The sequence below is a fragment of the Pseudomonas sp. P65(2024) genome, from assembly GCF_057480955.1.
The window spans coordinates 492,936-513,810 of the sequence record NZ_JBLIYX010000002.1 but is presented as its reverse complement, the minus strand read 5'-3'; the positions used below and the strand labels follow the sequence as shown (position 1 = coordinate 513,810).

The window sequence follows — 20,875 nt, the reverse complement described above, 5'->3', positions numbered from 1 at the left end:
CTCCGTTCACTTATCCACAGGCCCTGTCATGCCCGATTACGTCAACTGGCTGCGTCATGCGTCTCCCTACATCAACGCCCACCGCGACTGCACCTTCGTGGTCATGCTTCCCGGTGATGGCGTCGAACACCCGAACTTCGGCAACATTGTCCACGACCTGGTGCTGCTGCACAGCCTTGGTGTGCGGCTGGTGCTGGTCCACGGCTCGCGCCCGCAAATCGAAAGCCGCCTGGCCGCCCGCGGCTTGACCCCGCACTATCATCACGGCATGCGTATCACCGATGCGGCAACGCTCGACTGCGTGATCGATGCGGTGGGCGCCTTGCGCCTGGCCATCGAGGCGCGCCTGTCGATGGATATGGCGGCCTCTCCGATGCAGGGCTCGCGCCTGCGGGTGGCCTCCGGCAACCTGGTCACGGCGCGGCCGATCGGCGTGCTCGAAGGGGTCGACTACCACCACACCGGCGAAGTGCGCCGGGTTGACCGCAAAGGCATCAACCGCCTGCTCGATGAGCGCTCCATCGTGCTGCTGTCGCCGCTGGGCTATTCGCCGACCGGCGAGATCTTCAACCTCGCCTGCGAGGACGTGGCCACCCGTGCCGCAATCGAACTGGGCGCCGACAAACTGCTGCTGTTCGGCGCTGAACCTGGCCTGCTGGATGCGCATGGCCAACTGGTGCGTGAGCTGCGGCCACAGCAGATCGCGCCGCACCTGCAACGCCTGGGCAGCGACTACCAGGCCGAGTTGCTGGATGCCGCCGCCGAGGCCTGCAAGGGGGGCGTGGCGCGCAGCCATATCGTCAGCTATGCCGAGGACGGTGCGTTGCTGACCGAGCTGTTCACCCGTGGCGGTGGCGGGACGCTGGTGTCTCAGGAGCAGTTCGAAGTGGTGCGCGAGGCGACCATCGAGGATGTCGGCGGCCTGCTGGAGCTGATCAGCCCGCTGGAAGAGCAGGGCATCCTGGTGCGTCGCTCGCGCGAGGTGCTGGAGCGGGAGATCGAGCAGTTCAGCGTGGTCGAGCGCGAGGGCATGATCATCGCCTGCGCGGCGTTGTACCCGATTGCCGATTCCGAAGCCGGGGAGCTGGCGTGCCTGGCGGTGAACCCGGAGTACCGGCATGGCGGGCGTGGCGACGAACTGCTCGAGCGCATTGAGGAGCGGGCGCGGGCGCTGGGGCTGAACACCCTGTTCGTGCTGACGACCCGCACCGCGCACTGGTTCCGTGAGCGTGGCTTTGCACCCAGTGGCGTGGAACGGCTGCCGGCGGCGCGGGCTTCGCTGTACAACTACCAGCGCAATTCGAAGATCTTCGAGAAGCCGCTCTGATGCCATCGCGGGTCAAGCCCGCTCCCACGGTGTACACGGGCTGGCACACGTGGGAGCGGGCTTGACCCGCGATGCGATGGCAAAGAAAAACGCCGCCCTTGTGGGCGGCGTTTTCGTTTACACGGTATGCAGGTACCAGTTGTACTCGAGGTCGGAGATCGAATGCTCGAACTCCTCCAGCTCGCTCTCCTTGCACGCGACGAAGATGTCGATGTACTTCGGATCGATGTACTTGTTGAGGATCTCGCTGTCGTCCAGCTCGCGCAGGGCATCGCGCAGGTTGTTCGGCAGGCTCTGCTCCAGCTGCTCGTACGAGTTGCCTTCGATCGGCTCGCCCGGTTCGATCTTGTTGGTCAGACCGTGGTGCACGCCGGCCAACACGGCCGCCATCATCAGGTACGGGTTGGCGTCGGCGCCGGCCACCCGGTGCTCGATGCGCACGGCGTCCGGCGAGCCGGTCGGCACGCGCAGGGCCACGGTGCGGTTGTCCAGGCCCCAGCTCGGCGCGTTCGGCACGTAGAACTGCGCGCCGAAACGGCGGTACGAGTTGACGTTCGGGCAGAGGAACGCCATCGAGGCAGGCAGGGTCTCGAGCACACCGCCGACAGCGTGACGTAGCGCGGCGTTCTGCTCGGGATCCTCGCTGGTGAAGATGTTGTTGCCATCCTTGTCCAGCACGGAGATGTGTACATGCAGGCCGTTGCCTGCCTGGCCCGGGTAGGGCTTGGCCATGAACGTGGTGTCCATTTCATGGTCGTAGGCGATGTTCTTGATCAGGCGCTTGAGCAGCACCGCGTAGTCACAGGCCTTGAGCGGGTCGGGGACGTGGTGCAGGTTGACTTCGAACTGCGCCGGGGCGCTTTCCTTGACGATGGCGTCGGCCGGGATGCCTTGCTCCTTCGCGCCTTCGAGGATGTCCTGCAGGCAGTCGGCGTATTCGTCGAGGTCGTCGATCAGGTAGACCTGGGTCGACTGCGGGCGCTTGCCCGAGATCGGCGAGCGCGGCGGCTGCGGACGGCCGTTCACGTTCTCCTGGTCGATCAGGTAGAACTCCAGCTCGAACGCGGCGCAGATGGTCAGGCCCATCTCGGTGAACTTGCTCACCACCTGGCGCAGTACTTCGCGCGGGTCGGCGAAGAAGGGCTCGCCTTCGAGCTCGTGCATGGTCATCAGCAGTTGCGCGGTCGGGCGCTTCTGCCAGGGTTCGTTGGAGAGGGTGCCGGGGATGGGGTAGCAGATACGGTCGGCGTCGCCGATGTCCAGGCCAAGGCCTGTGCTTTCGACGGTTGAACCGTTGATATCCAGGGCGAAGAGGGAGGCAGGCAGGTTGATGCCTTTCTCGTAAACCTTGTGGAGGCTGGTGCGCTCGATGCGCTTGCCACGCACCACACCATTCATATCTGCAATCAGAAGGTCAACGTAGAGAACCTCAGGATGTTCCTTAAGGAACGCGTTCGCTTCGTTAAGCTGAACGGCACGCGGGGGTACCGACATGATGCAACACCTTTGTTGTTAAAAATATCAATCAAGGGGGGCTTGCAACCTCAGTCAATCGGAAAGACCAGGTGAAGTCAAGCCAACCCCATGATGCCCTTAAATGGCACATCTACGGCAGATTTGCTGCATATCGGGGCGTGCCATTATCCGCTATTTTTGCCCTGAAGGGTTATCCCGAGCGGGGCGTGTTTTATTTTTTACGGAGAGGTTGTGTAAAAAAATGAACGAGGATAAGCTCGGTCACAACCCAGAACACAATAATACGAGGGTCACATGGTCCGCTTGCCGAGACCTGTCAGCGCCGCATGCACGGTGCGTTCAGGTACATCTCCCGGTTGCCGTCCGGTCATCGCACGCCTGTATCAAAGGGGCGCCGCGCTGGCCGCAATAATTGACGGTTCGCGAAAAAAAACCATACCTCGTAACGCTTTACCGCAACACCTCCTTTCCTTCTGCCCTTCGCTTTCTGTCCGGACGCGCCGTCATGGCGTGCCTCCACTGTCGTCCTGCGCGAGGGTTTTTGCTTTAGCCATGCACAGCATCCAGAATCAAGGCGCGGGCCTTTCCAGGCCCCTCGGCGCCCTGCGCGCCGACTTTGCCCGACGCCTGGCGTCAGTGGCCGCCGGTTGCCTTCAATCGCGCCACATTACCTCCTGAGGTATTTATGAGTCACAACCTCGACCAGCTCACCGATTGGTTGAAAGAGCACAAGATCACCGAAGTGGAATGCCTGATCAGCGACCTGACCGGCATCACCCGCGGCAAGATCTCGCCCACCAACAAGTTCATCGCCGAGAAAGGCATGCGCCTGCCTGAAAGCGTGCTGCTGCAGACCGTGACCGGCGACTACGTCGACGACGACATCTATTACGAACTGCTCGACCCGGCCGACATCGACATGATCTGCCGCCCCGACGAGAACGCGGTGTTTCTCGTACCGTGGGCCATCGAGCCGACCGCCCAGGTGATCCACGACACCTACGACAAGAAGGGCAACCCGGTCGAACTGTCGCCGCGCAACGTATTGAAGAAGGTCCTGAAACTCTACGCCGACAAGGGCTGGCAGCCGATCGTCGCGCCCGAGATGGAGTTCTACCTCACCAAGCGTAGCGAAGACCCGGACTTTCCGCTGCAGCCGCCGGTGGGTCGTTCCGGCCGTCCGGAAACTGGGAGGCAGTCGTTCTCCATCGAGGCGGCCAACGAATTCGACCCACTGTTCGAGGACGTCTATGACTGGTGCGAACTGCAGCAGCTGGACCTCGACACGCTGATCCACGAGGACGGCACCGCGCAGATGGAAATCAACTTCCGTCACGGCGATGCCCTGCACCTGGCCGACCAGATCCTGGTGTTCAAGCGCACCATGCGCGAGGCCGCGCTCAAGCACAACGTGGCCGCCACCTTCATGGCCAAGCCCATGACCGGCGAGCCGGGCAGCGCGATGCACCTGCACCAGAGCGTGGTCGACGTGGCCACCGGCAAGAACATCTTCTCCAACGCCGACGGCAGCATGAGCAAGCTGTTCCTGCACCATATCGGCGGCTTGCAGAAGTTCATCCCCGAGGCGCTGCCGCTGTTCGCCCCCAACGTCAACTCGTTCCGCCGCTTCCTGCCGGACACCTCGGCACCGGTGAACGTCGAGTGGGGCGAAGAGAACCGTACCGTTGGCCTGCGCGTACCCGATGCCGGCCCGCAGAATCGCCGGGTCGAGAATCGCCTGCCGGGCGCCGACGCCAATCCCTACCTGGCCATCGCCGCGAGCCTGCTGTGCGGCTACATCGGCATGGTCGAAGGCATCGAGGCCAGCGCGCCGGTGCAGGGCCGTGGTTACGAGCGGCGCAACCTGCGCCTGCCGCTGACCATCGAGGACGCCCTCGAGCGCATGGAGAACAGCCGCGCGCTGGTGCAGTACCTGGGCAAGAAATTCATCACCGGCTACGTCGCCACCAAGCGCGCCGAGCATGAGAACTTCAAGCGCGTCATCAGCTCCTGGGAGCGTGAGTTCCTGCTGTTTGCTGTGTGATCAACCCTGAGGCCGCCTGCGGGCGGCCACCGGAAAATGGAGAGGCACATGAGCGTCAACAACCCGCAAACCCGTGAATGGCAAACCCTGAGCGGCGAGCACCACCTTGCACCTTTCAGTGACTACAAGCAGCTGAAGGAGAAGGGGCCGCGCATCATCACCAAGGCGCAGGGCGTGCATTTGTGGGACAGCGAGGGGCACAAGATCCTCGACGGCATGGCCGGCCTGTGGTGCGTGGCGGTCGGCTATGGTCGTGAAGAGCTGGTGCAGGCGGCAGAAAAGCAGATGCGTGAGCTGCCGTACTACAACCTGTTCTTCCAGACCGCTCACCCGCCGGCGCTGGAGTTGGCCAAGGCGATCACCGACGTGGCGCCCAAGGGCATGACCCATGTGTTCTTCACCGGCTCCGGCTCCGAGGGCAACGACACCGTGCTGCGCATGGTCCGTCACTACTGGGCGCTGAAGGGCAAGCCGCACAAGCAGACCATCATCGGCCGCATCAACGGCTACCACGGTTCCACCTTTGCGGGTGCGTGCCTGGGCGGCATGAGCGGCATGCACGAGCAGGGTGGCCTGCCGATTCCGGGCATCGTGCATATCCCGCAGCCGTACTGGTTCGGCGAGGGTGGCGACATGACGCCGGATGAGTTCGGCGTGTGGGCGGCCGAACAGCTGGAGAAGAAGATTCTCGAAGTCGGCGAGGACAATGTCGCCGCCTTCATCGCCGAGCCGATCCAGGGCGCCGGTGGGGTGATCATTCCGCCTGAGACCTACTGGCCGAAGATCAAGGAGATCCTCGCCAAGTACGACATCCTGTTCGTTGCCGACGAAGTGATCTGCGGTTTTGGTCGCACCGGCGAGTGGTTCGGCTCCGACTACTACGACCTTGCGCCTGACCTGATGACCATCGCCAAGGGCCTGACCTCCGGTTACATCCCCATGGGCGGTGTGATCGTGCGTGACAAAGTGGCCAAGGTGATCAGCGAAGGTGGCGATTTCAACCACGGCTTCACCTACTCCGGCCACCCGGTGGCGGCGGCGGTGGGTCTGGAAAACCTGCGCATCCTGCGTGACGAGAAGATTGTCGAGCGTGCCCGCAACGAAACGGCACCGTATTTGCAAAAACGACTGCGTGAGCTGCAGGACCATCCGCTGGTGGGCGAGGTACGCGGCCTGGGCCTGCTCGGCGCGATCGAGCTGGTCAAGGACAAGGCCACCCGCAGCCGTTACGAGGGCAAGGGCGTTGGCATGATCTGCCGCACCCACTGCTTCGAGAACGGCCTGGTGATGCGCGCGGTGGGCGACACCATGATCATCGCGCCGCCGCTGGTGATCAGTCGCGAAGAGATCGACGAACTGGTGGAAAAGGCGCGCAAGTGCCTGGACCTGACCTACGAAGCGGTCAAATGACAGTCTGCTAGGCTGGCGAGGTGACATTAAGTCGTTACAAGGCCCTGCTTCTGTTGAAACAGCGCCTTGTAACTTGCCAGACTAACGGCTGTTTAGTCGCCCAGCGCGCGTCCCGTGGTACCTGGCTGCTGAACAGATGGCTTGATAATAAATTCTGGAGCATTACGCATGAAGAAATTGGGCAAGACGCTGCTGGCCGCGGCCCTGATGGGTGCCATGGCGACCGCTGTTCAGGCTGACGACAAGGTGCTGCACGTCTACAACTGGTCGGACTACATCGCCCCGGACACCGTGGCCAACTTCGAGAAGCAGACCGGCATCAAGGTGGTCTACGACGTCTTCGACAGCAACGAGACCCTTGAAGCCAAGCTGCTGGCGGGCAAGTCGGGCTATGACATCGTCGTACCGTCCAACAACTTCCTGGCCAAGCAGATCAAGGCGGGCGTCTACCAGGAACTGGACCGCTCCAAGCTGCCCAACTGGAAGAACCTCGACCCGGCGCTGCTCAAGGCCGTGGGCGATGCCAGCGACCCAGGCAACAAGTTCGCCTTCCCTTACATGTGGGGTTCGATCGGCATCGGCTACAACCCGGAGAAGGTCAAGGCCGCGCTGGGCGTGGACAAGATCGACTCGTGGGACGCCGTGTTCAAGCCTGAGAACATCGCCAAGCTCAAGAGCTGCGGCGTGAGCTTCCTCGATGCCCCGACCGAGATGATCCCGGCCGCGCTGCACTACCTGGGCCTGCCCAGCGACAGCACCAAGAAGGAAGACCTGAAGGCCGCGGAAGACCTGTTCCTGAAGATCCGTCCTTCGATCACCTACTTCCACTCTTCCAAGTACATCTCGGACCTGGCCAACGGCAACATCTGCGTGGCCGTGGGTTACTCGGGTGACCTGGAGCAGTCCAAGGCCCGTGCCCACGAGGCCGGCGACAAGGTCAAGCTGAGCTACACCATTCCGAAGGAAGGTGCCGGCACCTTCTATGACATGGTCGCCATTCCGAAAGACGCCGAGAACGTCGAGGCCGCCTACAAGTTCATGGACTTCCTGCTGCAACCGGAAGTGATGGCCGGCATCACCAATGCCGTGCGCTTCCCGAACGGCAACAAGGCAGCCACCCCGCTGGTGGACAAAGAGATCACCAGCGATCCGGCGATCTACCCGTCCGATGAAGTGAAGGCCAAGCTGTACGCCATCAAGGCGCCGGAAAAGACCGCCCAGCGCGAGATCACCCGCAGCTGGACCAAGATCAAGTCGGGCAAGTAAGCCCGATGCAAGGCCCTCTGGGCCGGGGTTTCCCGGCCTGGAGGCAGGTTAAGGCAAATAAGTTTGCGGCATCCACGCCGTGAAGGTAAGTTGCGCGCCGGTTTTGCGTGTGCGGCCGAGGTTTACTGCCCGCAAAGGCACTGATTGTGAGGACCACCCACTTGTCTATTTCTGTTTTTCGCAAGGCCTTGATGGCCGGAGCGGGTCTGACGCTGGCTTGCAGCGTCCAAGCGGCGCCCACGGTGCACATCTACAACTGGTCCGACTACGTTGGCCCCAATACCCTCGCCGATTTCCAGAAGGAAACCGGCATCACCCCGAAATACGACGTCTTCGACAGCAACGAGACGCTGGAAGGCAAACTGCTGGCCGGGCGCACCGGCTATGACGTGGTCGTGCCGTCCAACCATTTCCTCGGCAAGCAGATCAAGGCGGGCGCTTTCCAGAAGCTCGACCGTGACCTGCTGCCCAACTACGTGAACCTCGACCCGGCGCTGATGAAGCGTCTGGAGAAGAACGACCCGGGCAACCAGTACGCCGTCCCTTACCTGTGGGGCACCAATGGCATCGGCTACAACGTCGAGAAGGTCAAGGCGGTACTGGGCACCGACAAGATCGACTCCTGGGCGGTGCTGTTCGAACCCGAGAACATGAAGAAGCTCAGCCAGTGCGGCGTGGCCTTCCTCGACTCGGCCGACGAGATGCTCCCGGCGGTGCTCAACTACATGGGCCTGGACCCGAACAGCAGCAACCCCAAGGACTACCAGAAGGCGGAAGAGAAACTGCTGGCCGTGCGCCCGTACGTGACCTACTTCCACTCATCGAAGTACATCACCGATCTCGCCAACGGCGACATCTGCGTGGCCGCCGGCTTCTCCGGCGACATTTTCCAGGCCAAGGCCCGCGCTGAAGAAGCGAAGAAGGGCGTGAAACTGGCCTACGCCATTCCCAAGGAAGGCGGCAACCTCTGGTTCGATGTGCTGGCGATTCCCAAGGACGCCAGCAACGTCAAGGAGGCCCACGCCTTCATCAACTATTTGCTGAAACCTGAGGTGATCGCCCAGGTCAGTGATTACGTCGGTTACGCCAACCCGAACCCCAAGGCTGGCGACCTGATGGACCAGGCCGTGAGGACTGACGCCGCGGTTTACCCACCGCAGGAAGTGCTGGACAAGATGTTCGTCAACGCTGAGTTGCCACCCAAGGTGCAACGTTTGATGACCCGCAGCTGGACCAAGGTCAAGTCGGGCAAGTAACAATCCAGGCCCGCCAGCGCAGCGGCGGGCACATAAATCTTGTTGGGAGTTTCACTCATGGCAGTTGCCTCCGGTGCCTATAAGAAAGCCCTCGAGGGTGGCCAGCAACCCAAGCAGGTGCTGGTCAAGATCGACCGGGTCACAAAAAAATTCGACGAAACGGTAGCCGTGGACGATGTGTCCCTGGAAATCCGCAAGGGTGAGATCTTCGCCCTGCTGGGCGGCTCCGGGTCCGGCAAATCGACCTTGCTGCGCATGCTGGCCGGCTTCGAGCGTCCGACCGAAGGGCGGATCTTCCTCGATGGCGTCGACATCACCGACATGCCGCCCTACGAGCGGCCGATCAACATGATGTTCCAGTCCTACGCGCTGTTCCCGCACATGACCGTGGCGCAGAACATCGCCTTCGGCCTGCAGCAGGACAAGATGCCCAAGGCCGAGATCGAAGCCCGCGTGGCCGAGATGCTCAAGCTGGTGCACATGACCCAGTACGCCAAGCGCAAGCCGCACCAGCTGTCCGGTGGCCAGCGTCAGCGCGTGGCCCTGGCCCGCTCGCTGGCCAAGCGCCCGAAACTGTTGCTGCTCGACGAGCCGATGGGCGCGCTGGACAAGAAACTGCGTTCGCAGATGCAGCTGGAACTGGTGGAGATCATCGAGCGCGTGGGCGTGACCTGCGTGATGGTGACCCACGACCAGGAAGAGGCCATGACCATGGCCCAGCGCATCGCCATCATGCACCTGGGCTGGATCGCCCAGATCGGCAGCCCGATCGACGTCTATGAAACCCCGACCAGCCGCCTGGTTTGCGAGTTCATCGGCAACGTCAATCTGTTCGAGGGCGAGGTGGTCGACGACGCCGAAGGCCACGCGATCATTGCCAGCCCGGAACTGGAGCGCAAGATCTACGTCGGCCACGGTGTCACCACCTCGGTCGAGGACAAGCACATCACCTACGCCCTGCGTCCGGAGAAGCTGCTGGTCACCACCGAGCAGCCGACCTGCGAGCATAACTGGTCGCGCGGCAAGGTCCACGACATCGCCTACCTCGGCGGCCACTCGGTGTTCTACGTCGAGCTGCCTGGCGGCAAGATCGTCCAGTCGTTCGTCGCCAACGCCGAGCGCCAGGGCACCCGCCCGACCTGGGATGACGAAGTCTACGTGTGGTGGGAAGACGACAGCGGCGTGGTACTGCGCTCATGAAACCACGAAAGCTCAAACGAGCCCTCCAGCGCTTGATCCCCGAAGGACGGCACATGGTGATCGGCGTGCCGTTCATCTGGCTGTTCCTGTTCTTCATGCTGCCGTTCTTCATCGTATTGAAGATCAGCTTTGCCGAAGCCGACGTGGCGATTCCGCCGTACACCGAGATCTATACCTATCTGGAAGGCAAGGTCCAGCTGGTGCTGAACCTGGCCAACTACGGCCTGCTGACCGAGGATGAACTGTACATCGCGGCCTACCTCGGCTCGTTGAAAGTGGCCTTCTTCAGCACCTTGCTGTGCCTGCTGATCGGCTACCCGATGGCCTATGCCATCTCCAAGGCGAACAAGGAATCGCAGACGGTCCTGCTGCTGCTGATCATGATGCCGACCTGGACCGCGATCCTGATCCGCGTCTATGCCTGGATGGGCATCCTCAGCAACAACGGGTTGCTCAACAGCTTCCTGTTGTGGCTGGGCCTGATCGACCAGCCGCTGCAGATTCTCAACACCAACCTGGCGGTATATATCGGCGTTGTCTATTCGTACCTGCCGTTTATGATCCTGCCGTTGTACGCCAACCTGGTAAAGCATGACCAGAGCCTGCTCGAAGCCGCATCGGACCTGGGTTCGAGCACCTTCAACAGCTTCTGGAAAATCACCGTGCCGCTGTCGAAGAACGGCATCATCGCCGGCTGCATGCTGGTGTTCATCCCTGTGGTCGGTGAGTTCGTCATCCCGGAACTGCTGGGCGGTCCGGAAACCCTGATGATCGGTAAAGTGCTGTGGCAGGAGTTCTTCAACAACCGCGACTGGCCGGTGGCATCCGCCCTGGCGGTGGTGATGCTGGCGATCCTGATCGTGCCGATCCTGCTGTTCAACCGTAGCCAGGCCAAAGAGATGGAGGGCCGCGCATGAAACGCTTCAGTTTCTCCAAGCTGATGCTGGTGCTCGGCTTGCTGTTCATCTACCTGCCGATGCTGATCCTGGTGATCTACTCGTTCAACGCCTCGAAACTGGTAACGGTGTGGGGCGGCTGGTCGGTGAAGTGGTACGTCGGCCTGCTCGACAACACCCAGCTGATGGGTTCGGTGATGCGCTCGCTGGAGATCGCCTGCTACACGGCGGTCGCCGCCGTGGCGCTGGGCACCCTGGCGGCCTTCGTGCTGACCCGGGTCACCCGCTTCAAGGGCCGCACCCTGTTCGGTGGCCTGGTCACCGCGCCGCTGGTGATGCCCGAGGTGATCACCGGTCTGTCGCTGCTGCTGCTGTTCGTGGCCATGGCGCAGATGATCGGCTGGCCCCAGGAGCGGGGCATCGTCACCATCTGGATCGCCCACACCACGTTCTGCGCCGCCTATGTGGCGGTGGTGGTGTCGGCGCGCCTGCGCGAGCTGGACCTGTCCATCGAAGAGGCGGCCATGGACCTGGGCGCCAAGCCGTGGAAGGTGTTCTTCCTGATCACCATCCCGATGATCGCGCCGTCGCTGGCGGCGGGCGGCATGATGTCGTTCGCCCTGTCGCTGGATGACCTGGTGCTGGCCAGCTTCGTCTCCGGCCCGGGCTCGACCACCCTGCCGATGGAAGTGTTCTCGGCCGTGCGCCTGGGCGTGAAGCCGGAGATCAACGCCGTGGCCAGCCTGATCCTGCTGTCGGTGTCGCTGGTGACCTTCCTGGTCTGGTACTTCAGCCGCCAGGCCGAAGAGCGTCGCCGCCGGGCGATCCAGCAGGCCATCGAAGAGGGCGCCGCGGCGAACGTCTCGCAGCCGCAGGTGCGTCGTCCGGCCCAGGCCACCGCGCAGGCCTGAGCCAACGCATCGCGGGGCAAGTCGCATCGGCGCACCGATGCGACTTGCCCCGCGATCGTTTCAGCCCTGGTCCGGCCAGTTCCAGGCCGGTTCATCCAGCATGCCTTGTCCGACGATACCGGTCTGCCCCAAGTTTTTCTCCAGGTGGATCGAATTGCAGTCGGCATCCTCCTCCAGCGCCGCCACCAGCCGGGGCGCGTGCGATACCACCCATACCTGACATTGCTGGGCCGCGCGGCGGATCAGGCGTGCCAGTGCCGGCAGCAGGTCCGGGTGCAGGCTGGTCTCCGGCTCGTTGAGCACCATCATGCTCGGCGGGCGCGGCGTGAGCAGGGCCGCCACCAGCAACAGGTAGCGCAGGGTCCCGTCGGACAGCTCCGCGGCGCTCAGCGGCCGCAGCAGTCCGGCCTGGTGCAAGCGCAGGCCGAACAGACCGCCGGGCTGGGCATCGACCGCGAGCCGGGCGCCGGGAAAGGCGTCGCCCACGGCGTCCTGCAGGGCTTGCAGGTCGCCGATCTCGTCGATGGTCTGCAGGGCGGCGGCGAGGTCACGGCCGTCGTGATGCAGCACCGGCGTGCGCGTGCCCAGCCGTGATTGCCGGGCAGGGGCCTCGGCATCGGTACGGAAATGGTCATAGAAGCGCCAGCTGCGGATCTGCTCGCGCAGATGCGGCACCTCGGGGGAGCCCTGGAGGCTGCCGACCTGGTCGAACAGGCTGTCGAACTCGGTCATGTGCTGGTGCAGCACCTGCCATTGGCGCCCATCGCGGGCCTTGACCATCCCTGCATTGCGCTGCACCAGCAGGCTGGCGGGGCGGCACAGGGGGCCTGCCCAGATCGTCTCCTGCTTGATCTGCGGGTCCAGGGCGAACTTTGACCGGCTGGGTTCGGGCAGGCCGAGGCTGATCGCGTAGCCGAAGTCTTCGCCAGCGAAGCCCATCTTCAGGCGCCTGGCCTGCTGGCGTGGCCCGCCTTGCACCGGCACCTCGCCGTTGAGCATGCGCCGGGAGAGTTTCTCGGGGCCGGCCCAGAAGGTCGACTCCAGCCCGCCCTCGGCTGCCAGCGCGTTGACCACGCCGCCGCGGGCGGTCTCGGCCAGCAGGCGCAAGGCTTTGTACAGGTTGGACTTGCCGCTGCCGTTGGCACCGGTGATCACGTTGAGCTGCCCGAGCGGCATCACCAGCTGGTTGATCGAGCGGTAGTTGGCAATGGCCAGGGTGGTCAGCATCAGCATTGTCCTTGAGCGTCTGGCCCACAGTATCGCCGATAGCGCTGTGCTTTGTTGAACCGACATCGGTGTCGTTTGTCCATCCCTGATCTACGCTTTTAAACGCATCCCTCACTCCCTTTGTCGAAGCAAGGAGCCTGCATGACGGTAACGCGTCCGCTGATGGTCGTTTGCCTGGGGCTGCTGTTCATGCTGACGGGCTGTGGTAAAGAGGAGGCCGCGCCGGTGTTGCCCCGGGTCGCGGTGCAACAGGTGCAGCCCACCGACTTCGCCGCCCGGGTCACCTTGACCGGGGACGTGCAGGCGCGGGTGCAGACCGACCTGTCGTTCCGCGTGGGTGGCAAGATCATCGCCCGCGGCGTCGATGTCGGCGACCACGTCAAGGCCAACCAGGTGCTGGCGCGCCTGGATCCGAAGGACCTGCAGAACAACGTCGACTCGGCCAAGGCCGAGGTGTTCGCCGAGCAGGCGCGGGTTACCCAGGCCAGCGCCGCGTTCGTGCGCCAGCAGAAGCTCCTGCCCAAGGGCTACACCAGCCAGAGCGAGTACGATTCCGCCGAGGCCGCGCTGCGCAGCAGCCAGAGCGCGCTCAAGGCCGCCCAGGCGCAGTTGGCCAACGCCAACGAACAGTTGAGCTATACGGCGCTGGTGTCCGAAGCCGACGGGGTGATCACCGCGCGCCAGGCCGAAGTCGGCCAGGTGGTGCAGGCGACCATGCCGATCTTCAGCCTGGCGGTCGATGGCGACCGTGACGCGGTGTTCAATGTCTACGAATCGTTGCTGGTGAAGTCCCCCAGTGACGAGGGCGTTGTCGTCAGCCTCTTGGACAACCCGGCGATCAAGGCCGAGGGCCGGGTCCGCGAGATCACCCCGACGGTGTCCGCAGAGAGCGGCACGGTGCAGGTCAAGGTCGCGCTGCGCAACGTGCCGGCGGGCATGCAACTGGGTTCGCCGGTCACGGCCACTGGCAACACCCAGGGGCGGCCCAGCATCGAGCTGCCGTGGTCGGCCCTGACCAAGGCGCTGAAGGAGCCGGCGGTGTGGGTGGTGGGCGAGGGCGACAAGGTTGAATTGCGCAAGGTCCAAGTCGCGCGCTACCTCACCGGCAAGGTGGTGATCGCTGACGGTATCAAGGGCGGCGAGACCGTGGTGGTGGGCGGTGGGCAGCTGCTGCATCCGGACATGCAGGTCGAGAAGGTCAGCGCCAAGGACGGAGGGGCCGCGCCATGAAACGTCAGTTGCTGATACTGTCGGCCAGCCTGATGCTGGGCGCCTGCGGTGGCGATGAGGCGCCGCCTGAGGCGATCCGTCCGGTGCTCTCGACACTGGTCGAGCCGCAGGTACAGTCGCAGCTGGGCCGCTTTGCCGGCGCCATCCAGGCCCGCTATGAAAGCACTTTGGGTTTTCGGGTGTCCGGACGCATCGCCCGGCGCTGGCTGGATGTCGGCGCCCGGGTAAGCCCAGGCGACACCCTGGCGACCCTCGATCCGACCGACCAGCAAAACCAGCTGCGCGCCGCCGAAGGCGACCTGGCCAAGGTCCAGGCGCAATGGATCAACGCCCAGGCCAATGCCCGCCGCCAGCAGCAGCTGTACGACCGTGGCGTCGGCGCCCAGGCCCAGCTGGATATCGCCCAGACCGACCTGAAAACCACCGGCGCCGCGCTGGAGCAGGCACGCTCGGCGGTCAGCCAGGCCCGCGACCAGCTCGGCTACAGCACCCTGCGCAGTGATCATGCGGCGGTGGTCACCGCCTGGCAGGCCGAGGCGGGGCAGACCGTCAGCGCCGGTCAGGCGGTCGTCACCCTGGCCCGCCCGGACGTCAAGGAGGCGGTGATCGACCTGCCGATTCCGCTCGCCGAACAGCTGGACAAGGACCTCACCTTTACCGTCGCTTCGCAGCTCGACCCAGGCATCAACACCACCGCCACGCTGCGCGAGCTCGAGCCACAGGCTGACGCCACCACCCGTACCCGTCGCGCCCGATTGACCCTGACCAGCACGCCCGATGCCTTTCACCTGGGCACCGCGGTCAGCGTCACCCTGACCTCGGCGGTGAGCCCGCGCAGCGAGCTGCCGTTGACCGCGCTGCTCGAGCGGGACGGCAAGACCCAGGTGTGGGTGGTCGATCCGCAGCAGAAAACCGTGGCTACCCGCGATGTCGCGTTGATCGAACGTACCGCCGACAGCATCGTCCTTGCCTCCGGGGTGCAGCCCGGCGAGCGCGTGGTGACCGCTGGCGTGAACAGCCTCAAGCCCGGCCAGAAGGTCACCTTCGACGAGGACGCGCAATGAAAGGAAGCTTCAACCTCTCGGAATGGGCGCTGAAGCACCAGTCCTTCGTCTGGTACCTGATGTTCGTTGGCCTGCTGATGGGGATCTTCTCCTACTTCAATCTCGGCCGTGAGGAAGATCCATCCTTCACCATCAAGACCATGGTCATCCAGACCCGCTGGCCCGGCGCCACCCAGGACGAGACCCTCTACCAGGTCACCGACCGCATCGAGAAGAAGCTCGAGGAACTGGACTCCCTCGACTACGTGAAAAGCTACACCCGTCCAGGGGAATCCACCGTCTACGTCTACCTGCGTGACACCACCAAGGCCAAGGACATTCCCCAGATCTGGTACCAGGTGCGCAAGAAGATCCAGGACATCCGCGGGCAGTTCCCCGCAGGCATCCAGGGCCCGGGCTTCAATGACGAGTTCGGCGACGTGTTCGGCTCGATCTACGCGTTTACCGCCGACGGCCTCACGCTGCGGCAACTGCGCGATTATGTGGAAGTGGCGCGGGCCGAAGTGCGCGAGGTGCCCAACATCGGCAAGGTCGAGCTGATCGGGACCCAGGACGAAGTGCTCTACCTGAACTTCTCCACCCGCAAGCTGGCCGCGCTTGGCATCGACCAGCGCCAGGCCATGCAGGCCCTGCAGCAGCAAAACGCGGTGACCCCGGCCGGGGTGATCGAGGCCGGGCCCGAGCGCATCTCGGTGCGCACCACCGGGCAGTTCGCCTCGGAGAAGGACCTGCAGACGGTGAACCTGCGTATCAACGATCGCTTCTTCCGCCTGGCCGACATCGCCGATATCGAGCGCGGCTATGTCGACCCGCCGTCGCCGATGTTCCGTTTCAATGGCCAGACGGCCATTGGCCTGGCGATCGGCATGAAGGCCGGCGCGAACATCGAGGTGTTCGGCGCCGCCCTGAAAGCGCGGATGGACAGCATCGTCCGCGACCTGCCGGTGGGGGTTGGCGTGCACAACGTGTCTGACCAGGCAGTGGTGGTCAAGCAGGCGGTCGGCGGCTTCACCAGCGCGCTGTTCGAAGCCGTGGTGATCGTGCTGGCGGTGAGCTTCGTCAGCCTGGGCATTCGCGCGGGGCTGGTGGTGGCCTGCTCGATTCCGCTGGTGCTGGCGATGGTGTTCGTGTTCATGGAGTACAGCGACATCACCATGCAGCGGATCTCGCTCGGTGCGCTGATTATCGCCCTGGGGTTGTTGGTGGACGACGCGATGATCACTGTCGAGGTGATGGTCACGCGCCTGGAGATGGGCGAGACCAAGGAGCAGGCGGCCACCTTCGCCTATACCTCCACGGCGTTCCCCATGCTCACCGGCACCCTGGTGACGGTGGCCGGCTTCGTGCCTATCGGCCTCAACGCCAGTTCCGCGGGCGAGTACACCTACACCCTGTTCGCGGTGATTGCCGTGGCCTTGCTGGTGTCCTGGGTGGTGGCGGTATTTTTTGCGCCGGTACTGGGCGTGCACATTCTCAGCAGCAGCAAGCTCAAGCCCCATGAGGCCGAGCCCGGGCGTGTCGGCCGGGCGTTCGAAGGCGGGCTGCTGTGGTGCATGCGCCACCGCTGGCTGACCATCATCGGCACGGTGCTGCTGTTCGCCCTGTCGATCTTCAGCATGCGTTTCGTGCAGAACCAGTTCTTCCCGTCGTCGGACCGGCCGGAGATCCTGGTCGACCTGAACCTGCCGCAGAATGCCTCGATCGAGGAAACGCGCAAAGTCGTCGACCGCCTGGAGGCGCGGATCAAGGACGACCCGGACCTGGTGCACTGGAGCACCTACATCGGCCAGGGCGCGATCCGTTTCTACCTGCCCCTCGACCAGCAGTTGCAGAACCCGTACTACGCCCAGCTGGTGATCGTCAGCAAGGGTTTCGAGGAGCGCGAGGGCATGATGCAGCGCCTGCAGAAGCTGCTGCGTGAGGAGTTCGTCGGCATCGGTACCAACGTTCAGTCGCTGGAGATGGGGCCCCCGGTGGGCCGGCCGATCCAGTACCGGGTCAGCGGCAAGGATATCGACCAGGTGCGCAAGCACGCCATCGAACTGGCGACCCTGCTCGACAGCAACGAACACATCGGCGAGATGATCTACGACTGGAACGAGCCCGGTAAGGTGCTGCGCATCGAGATCGCTCAGGACAAGGCGCGCCAGCTGGGCCTGTCGTCCGAGGATGTGGCCAATGTGATGAACAGCATCGTCAGCGGCGTGCCGGTCACCCAGATCAACGACAACATCTACCTGGTCAATGTGGTGGCCCGCGCCGAAGACAGCGAACGCGGCTCGCCGGATACCTTGCAGAACCTGCAGATCGTCACGCCCAGCGGCGCCTCGATTCCTCTGTTGGCCTTCGCCACGGTGCGCTATGAGCAGGAGCAACCGCTGGTATGGCGTCGCGACCGCAAGCCGACCATCACCATCAAGGCCTCGGTGGTCGGTGATATCCAGCCCACCGACCTGGTAGCCGAACTCAAGCCCAGTATCGAAGGTTTTGCCAGCCAGCTGCCGGTGGGTTATGAGGTGGCCACCGGCGGTACGGTGGAGGAGAGCAGCAAGGCCCAGGGACCGATCGCCGACGTCATCCCGTTGATGCTGTTCCTGATGGCGACCTTCCTGATGATCCAGCTGCACAGCGTGCAGAAGCTGTTCTTGGTGGTCAGCGTCGCGCCCCTGGGGCTGATCGGCGTGGTGCTGGCGCTGGTGCCCACGGGTACGCCGATGGGCTTCGTGGCGATCCTCGGGATCCTCGCGCTGGCAGGGATCATCATTCGCAACTCGGTGATCCTGGTGACCCAGATCGACGAATTCGAAGAGCAGGGCTATACGCCGTGGGATGCGGTGGTGGAGGCGACCAACCACCGCCGCCGGCCGATCCTGCTGACGGCGGCGGCGGCGAGCCTGGGCATGATCCCGATCGCCCGGGAAGTATTCTGGGGGCCGATGGCCTACGCCATGATCGGCGGCATCATCAGTGCAACGCTGCTGACGCTGCTGTTCCTGCCGGCGCTGTATGTGGCCTGGTACAAGATTCGCGAGCCCGAGGACAAAACCCCGCGACCGCATTGACCCCTGTAGGAGCGGCCTTGTGTCGCGATGGGCCGCATGGCGGCCCCAGGATCTGGGCATCTTGCAGAATTGTCGGGGCTGCTGCGCAGCCCATCGCGACACAAGGCCGCTCCTACAGGTCATCCTTTTAAAGTTGGTTATATAAACATTCTTAAACAGTATTTTTAAGAATATCCGCGCCTCACTAGTATTGCCCTCAAGCCAGGCGCAATCCCCTTCAAAACCTCTGCCCGGCACCCTTACTCACAGGAGAACGAGCATGAGTGCATCCCTGCGCAGCATCGACGGTCAGGACGAAGCCACCATTCTGCGTGAAATCCAGAGCGCGCTGCGCGACCTGCGCTTCGGCGCGGTGGAGATCACCGTGCACAACGCCCAGGTGGTGCAGATCGAACGCAAGGAGAAGTTCCGCCTGCAGCAGCCCGGCAACAAGTCCGGCTGACACCGCATCACTTCAAAAACTAGAAAAATGCCAATCGGGAGCTTCACCATGTCCATCCGCCGTTATGCGCTTGCCGCCCTGGCCAGTGCCGTTTTTGCCGGTTCCGCGATCGCCAAGGACTACGAACTGCTGAACGTGTCCTATGACCCGACCCGCGAGCTGTACCAGCAGTACAACGCCGAGTTCATCAAGCACTGGCAAGCCGCCCACCCGGGCGACAAGGTGAAGATCCAGCAGTCCCACGGTGGTTCGGGCAAGCAAGGGCGTGCGGTGATCGACGGCTTGCGCGCCGACGTGGTAACCCTGGCCCTGGCCGGTGACATCGACGAGATCGCCAAGCTCGGCAAGACCCTGCCGGAGGACTGGCAGAAGCGCCTGCCGGACGCCAGCACGCCGTACACCTCGACCATCGTGTTCCTGGTGCGCAAGGGCAACCCGAAAGGCATCAAGGACTGGGGCGACCTGATCAAGAAGGATGTCTCGGTCATCACCCCCAACCCGAAAACCTCCGGCGGCGCCCGCTGGAATTTCCTCGCCGCCTGGGCCTACGGCCTGAAGACCGGCGGCAGCGAAGACAAGGCCAAGGCTTACGTGCAGGAGCTGTTCAAGCACGTGCCGGTGCTCGATACCGGCGCCCGTGGCTCGACCATCACCTTCGTCAACAACGGCCAGGGCGATGTGCTGCTGGCCTGGGAAAACGAGGCCTTCCTGGCGTTGAAGGAAGACGGCGGCGCCGACAAGTTCGAGATCGTCGTGCCTTCGCTGTCGATCCTGGCCGAGCCACCGGTGGCAGTGGTCGACAAGAACGCCGAGAAGAAGGGCAACGAGAAGATCGCCGAGGAGTACCTCAAGCACCTGTACAGCCCGGCTGGCCAGAAGATCGCCGCGCAGAACTTCTACCGTCCGCGTGACGCGAAGGTCGCCGCCGAATTCGGCCAGCAGTTCCCGAAACTGGACCTGGTGACCATCGACAAGGACTTCGGTGGCTGGAAGACTGCGCAGCCGAAGTTCTTCAATGATGGTGGGGTGTTCGACCAGATCTATCAGGCACAGTAAGCGGTATGGAGAAGCGGGGCCGCTGTGCGGCCCTTTCGCGACACAAGGCCGCTCCTACAAGAATCCGCGATCCCCTGTAGGAGCGGCCTTGTGTCGCGAAAGGGCTGCGCAGTAGCCCCAGGATTCAGAAGCCTGCACCGGCCCGGGAGCGCTCCCGGGCTTCGTGCGTTCAACCAGGGACCTTTATGTCACGTCGCATTTCCCCCGTCATACCCGGCTTCGGGCTGACGCTGGGCTACACCTTGGTGTACCTCAGCCTGATCGTGCTGATACCGCTGGCCGCCATGTTCGTGCATGCCGCGCAGCTCACTTGGGAGCAGTTCTGGAACATCATCAGCGCACCACGGGTGCTGGCCGCGCTGAAGCTGAGTTTCGGCACCGCCCTGTTCGCCGCCATCATCAACGGCGTGATCGGCACCCTGCTGGCCTGGGTGCTGGTGCGCTACACCTTCCCCGGGCGCAAGATCATCGACGCGATGATCGACCTGCCGTTCGCCCTGCCCACCGCCGTCGCCGGTATCGCCCTGACTGCCCTGTACGCCCCGGCGGGCTGGGTCGGCCAGTTCGCCACCGACCTCGGTTTCAAGATCGCCTACACGCCGCTGGGCATCACCCTGGCGCTGACCTTCGTCACCCTGCCGTTCGTGGTGCGCACGGTGCAGCCGGTGCTGGCCGACATTCCGCGTGAAGTGGAAGAAGCCGCCGCCTGCCTGGGCGCGAAACCGCTGCAGGTGTTCCGCCACGTGCTGGCGCCCGCCTTGCTGCCGGCCTGGCTGACCGGCTTCGCCCTGGCCTTCGCCCGGGGCGTGGGTGAGTACGGCTCGGTGATCTTCATCGCCGGCAACATGCCGATGAAGACCGAGATCCTGCCGCTGCTGATCATGGTCAAGCTCGACCAGTACGACTACACCGGCGCCACCGCCATCGGCGTGCTGATGCTGGTGGTTTCCTTCATCCTGCTGCTGCTGATCAACCTGCTGCAGCGGCGCATCGAAACCCCTTGAAGGA

At 63.6% G+C, this 20,875-nt stretch carries 16 protein-coding genes; 14 read left to right on the top strand and 2 right to left on the bottom strand.

All coding sequences use genetic code 11. The features are described from left to right. Nucleotides 1-28 precede the first annotated feature (28 nt). Complete coding sequence (gene argA / locus AC25MA_RS05080) at nt 29-1,327, top strand: amino-acid N-acetyltransferase (protein ID WP_028688544.1); 1,299 nt, start codon at nt 29-31, stop codon at nt 1,325-1,327. A 117-nt stretch (nt 1,328-1,444) separates the two neighbouring features. On the opposite strand, the gene AC25MA_RS05075 is transcribed toward argA, so the two are convergent. After that, nucleotides 1,445-2,821 (bottom strand): glutamine synthetase family protein, encoded by a 1,377-nt coding sequence (locus AC25MA_RS05075; protein WP_028688543.1) that lies wholly within the window; start codon nt 2,819-2,821, stop codon nt 1,445-1,447. Between the two features lie 667 nt (nt 2,822-3,488). Between AC25MA_RS05075 and AC25MA_RS05070 the strand changes: the two genes are divergently transcribed. From AC25MA_RS05070 to AC25MA_RS05040, 7 genes are all read left to right on the top strand, one after another. Continuing rightward, nucleotides 3,489-4,847, top strand: a complete 1,359-nt coding sequence (locus tag AC25MA_RS05070; RefSeq protein ID WP_062359862.1) for a glutamine synthetase family protein — start codon at nt 3,489-3,491, stop codon at nt 4,845-4,847. A gap of 48 nt (nt 4,848-4,895) precedes the next feature. Continuing rightward, nucleotides 4,896-6,257 (top strand): aspartate aminotransferase family protein, encoded by a 1,362-nt coding sequence (locus AC25MA_RS05065; RefSeq protein ID WP_028688541.1) that lies wholly within the window; start codon nt 4,896-4,898, stop codon nt 6,255-6,257. A 168-nt stretch (nt 6,258-6,425) separates the two neighbouring features. Then, on the top strand, nt 6,426-7,523 hold the full coding sequence (locus tag AC25MA_RS05060; RefSeq protein ID WP_011536274.1) for a polyamine ABC transporter substrate-binding protein: 1,098 nt from the start codon (nt 6,426-6,428) through the stop codon (nt 7,521-7,523). 161 nt (nt 7,524-7,684) lie between these two features. Beyond that, a complete protein-coding gene (locus AC25MA_RS05055) occupies nt 7,685-8,779 on the top strand; it encodes a polyamine ABC transporter substrate-binding protein (protein WP_062359858.1) in 1,095 nt (364 codons plus the stop codon). A gap of 57 nt (nt 8,780-8,836) precedes the next feature. After that, entirely contained in the window at nt 8,837-9,979 is a 1,143-nt protein-coding gene (gene potA / locus AC25MA_RS05050) for a polyamine ABC transporter ATP-binding protein (protein WP_062359856.1), read from the top strand. A 35-nt stretch (nt 9,980-10,014) separates the two neighbouring features. Beyond that, entirely contained in the window at nt 10,015-10,896 is an 882-nt protein-coding gene (locus AC25MA_RS05045; protein ID WP_175406148.1) for an ABC transporter permease subunit, read from the top strand. Next, nucleotides 10,893-11,786, top strand: coding sequence for an ABC transporter permease subunit (locus tag AC25MA_RS05040; RefSeq protein WP_028688537.1), 894 nt, complete (start codon nt 10,893-10,895; stop codon nt 11,784-11,786). Before AC25MA_RS05045 ends, AC25MA_RS05040 begins: the two co-directional genes overlap by 4 nt. A 60-nt stretch (nt 11,787-11,846) precedes the next feature. On the opposite strand, the gene AC25MA_RS05035 is transcribed toward AC25MA_RS05040, so the two are convergent. Then, entirely contained in the window at nt 11,847-13,013 is a 1,167-nt protein-coding gene (locus tag AC25MA_RS05035; RefSeq protein ID WP_062359854.1) for an AAA family ATPase, read from the bottom strand. A gap of 141 nt (nt 13,014-13,154) precedes the next feature. On the opposite strand from AC25MA_RS05035, the gene AC25MA_RS05030 reads away from it, so the two are divergent. From AC25MA_RS05030 to cysT, 6 genes are all read left to right on the top strand, one after another. Further along, entirely contained in the window at nt 13,155-14,243 is a 1,089-nt protein-coding gene (locus tag AC25MA_RS05030) for an efflux RND transporter periplasmic adaptor subunit (RefSeq protein WP_062359852.1), read from the top strand. Next, nucleotides 14,240-15,307: an efflux RND transporter periplasmic adaptor subunit gene (locus tag AC25MA_RS05025; RefSeq protein WP_028688534.1), complete on the top strand. Its 1,068-nt coding sequence runs from the start codon at nt 14,240-14,242 to the stop codon at nt 15,305-15,307. Before AC25MA_RS05030 ends, AC25MA_RS05025 begins: the two co-directional genes overlap by 4 nt. After that, nucleotides 15,304-18,369, top strand: coding sequence for an efflux RND transporter permease subunit (locus AC25MA_RS05020; protein WP_028688533.1), 3,066 nt, complete (start codon nt 15,304-15,306; stop codon nt 18,367-18,369). The genes AC25MA_RS05025 and AC25MA_RS05020 overlap by 4 nt, the downstream gene beginning before the upstream one ends. A 259-nt stretch (nt 18,370-18,628) precedes the next feature. Further along, nucleotides 18,629-18,811, top strand: coding sequence for a sulfur starvation response protein OscA (gene oscA / locus AC25MA_RS05015; protein ID WP_016489716.1), 183 nt, complete (start codon nt 18,629-18,631; stop codon nt 18,809-18,811). 48 nt (nt 18,812-18,859) lie between these two features. Beyond that, on the top strand, nt 18,860-19,867 hold the full coding sequence (locus AC25MA_RS05010; RefSeq protein ID WP_069015899.1) for a sulfate ABC transporter substrate-binding protein: 1,008 nt from the start codon (nt 18,860-18,862) through the stop codon (nt 19,865-19,867). Nucleotides 19,868-20,052: 185 nt separating this feature from the next. After that, nucleotides 20,053-20,871 (top strand): sulfate ABC transporter permease subunit CysT, encoded by an 819-nt coding sequence (gene cysT / locus AC25MA_RS05005; protein WP_051098159.1) that lies wholly within the window; start codon nt 20,053-20,055, stop codon nt 20,869-20,871. Nucleotides 20,872-20,875 lie beyond the last annotated feature (4 nt).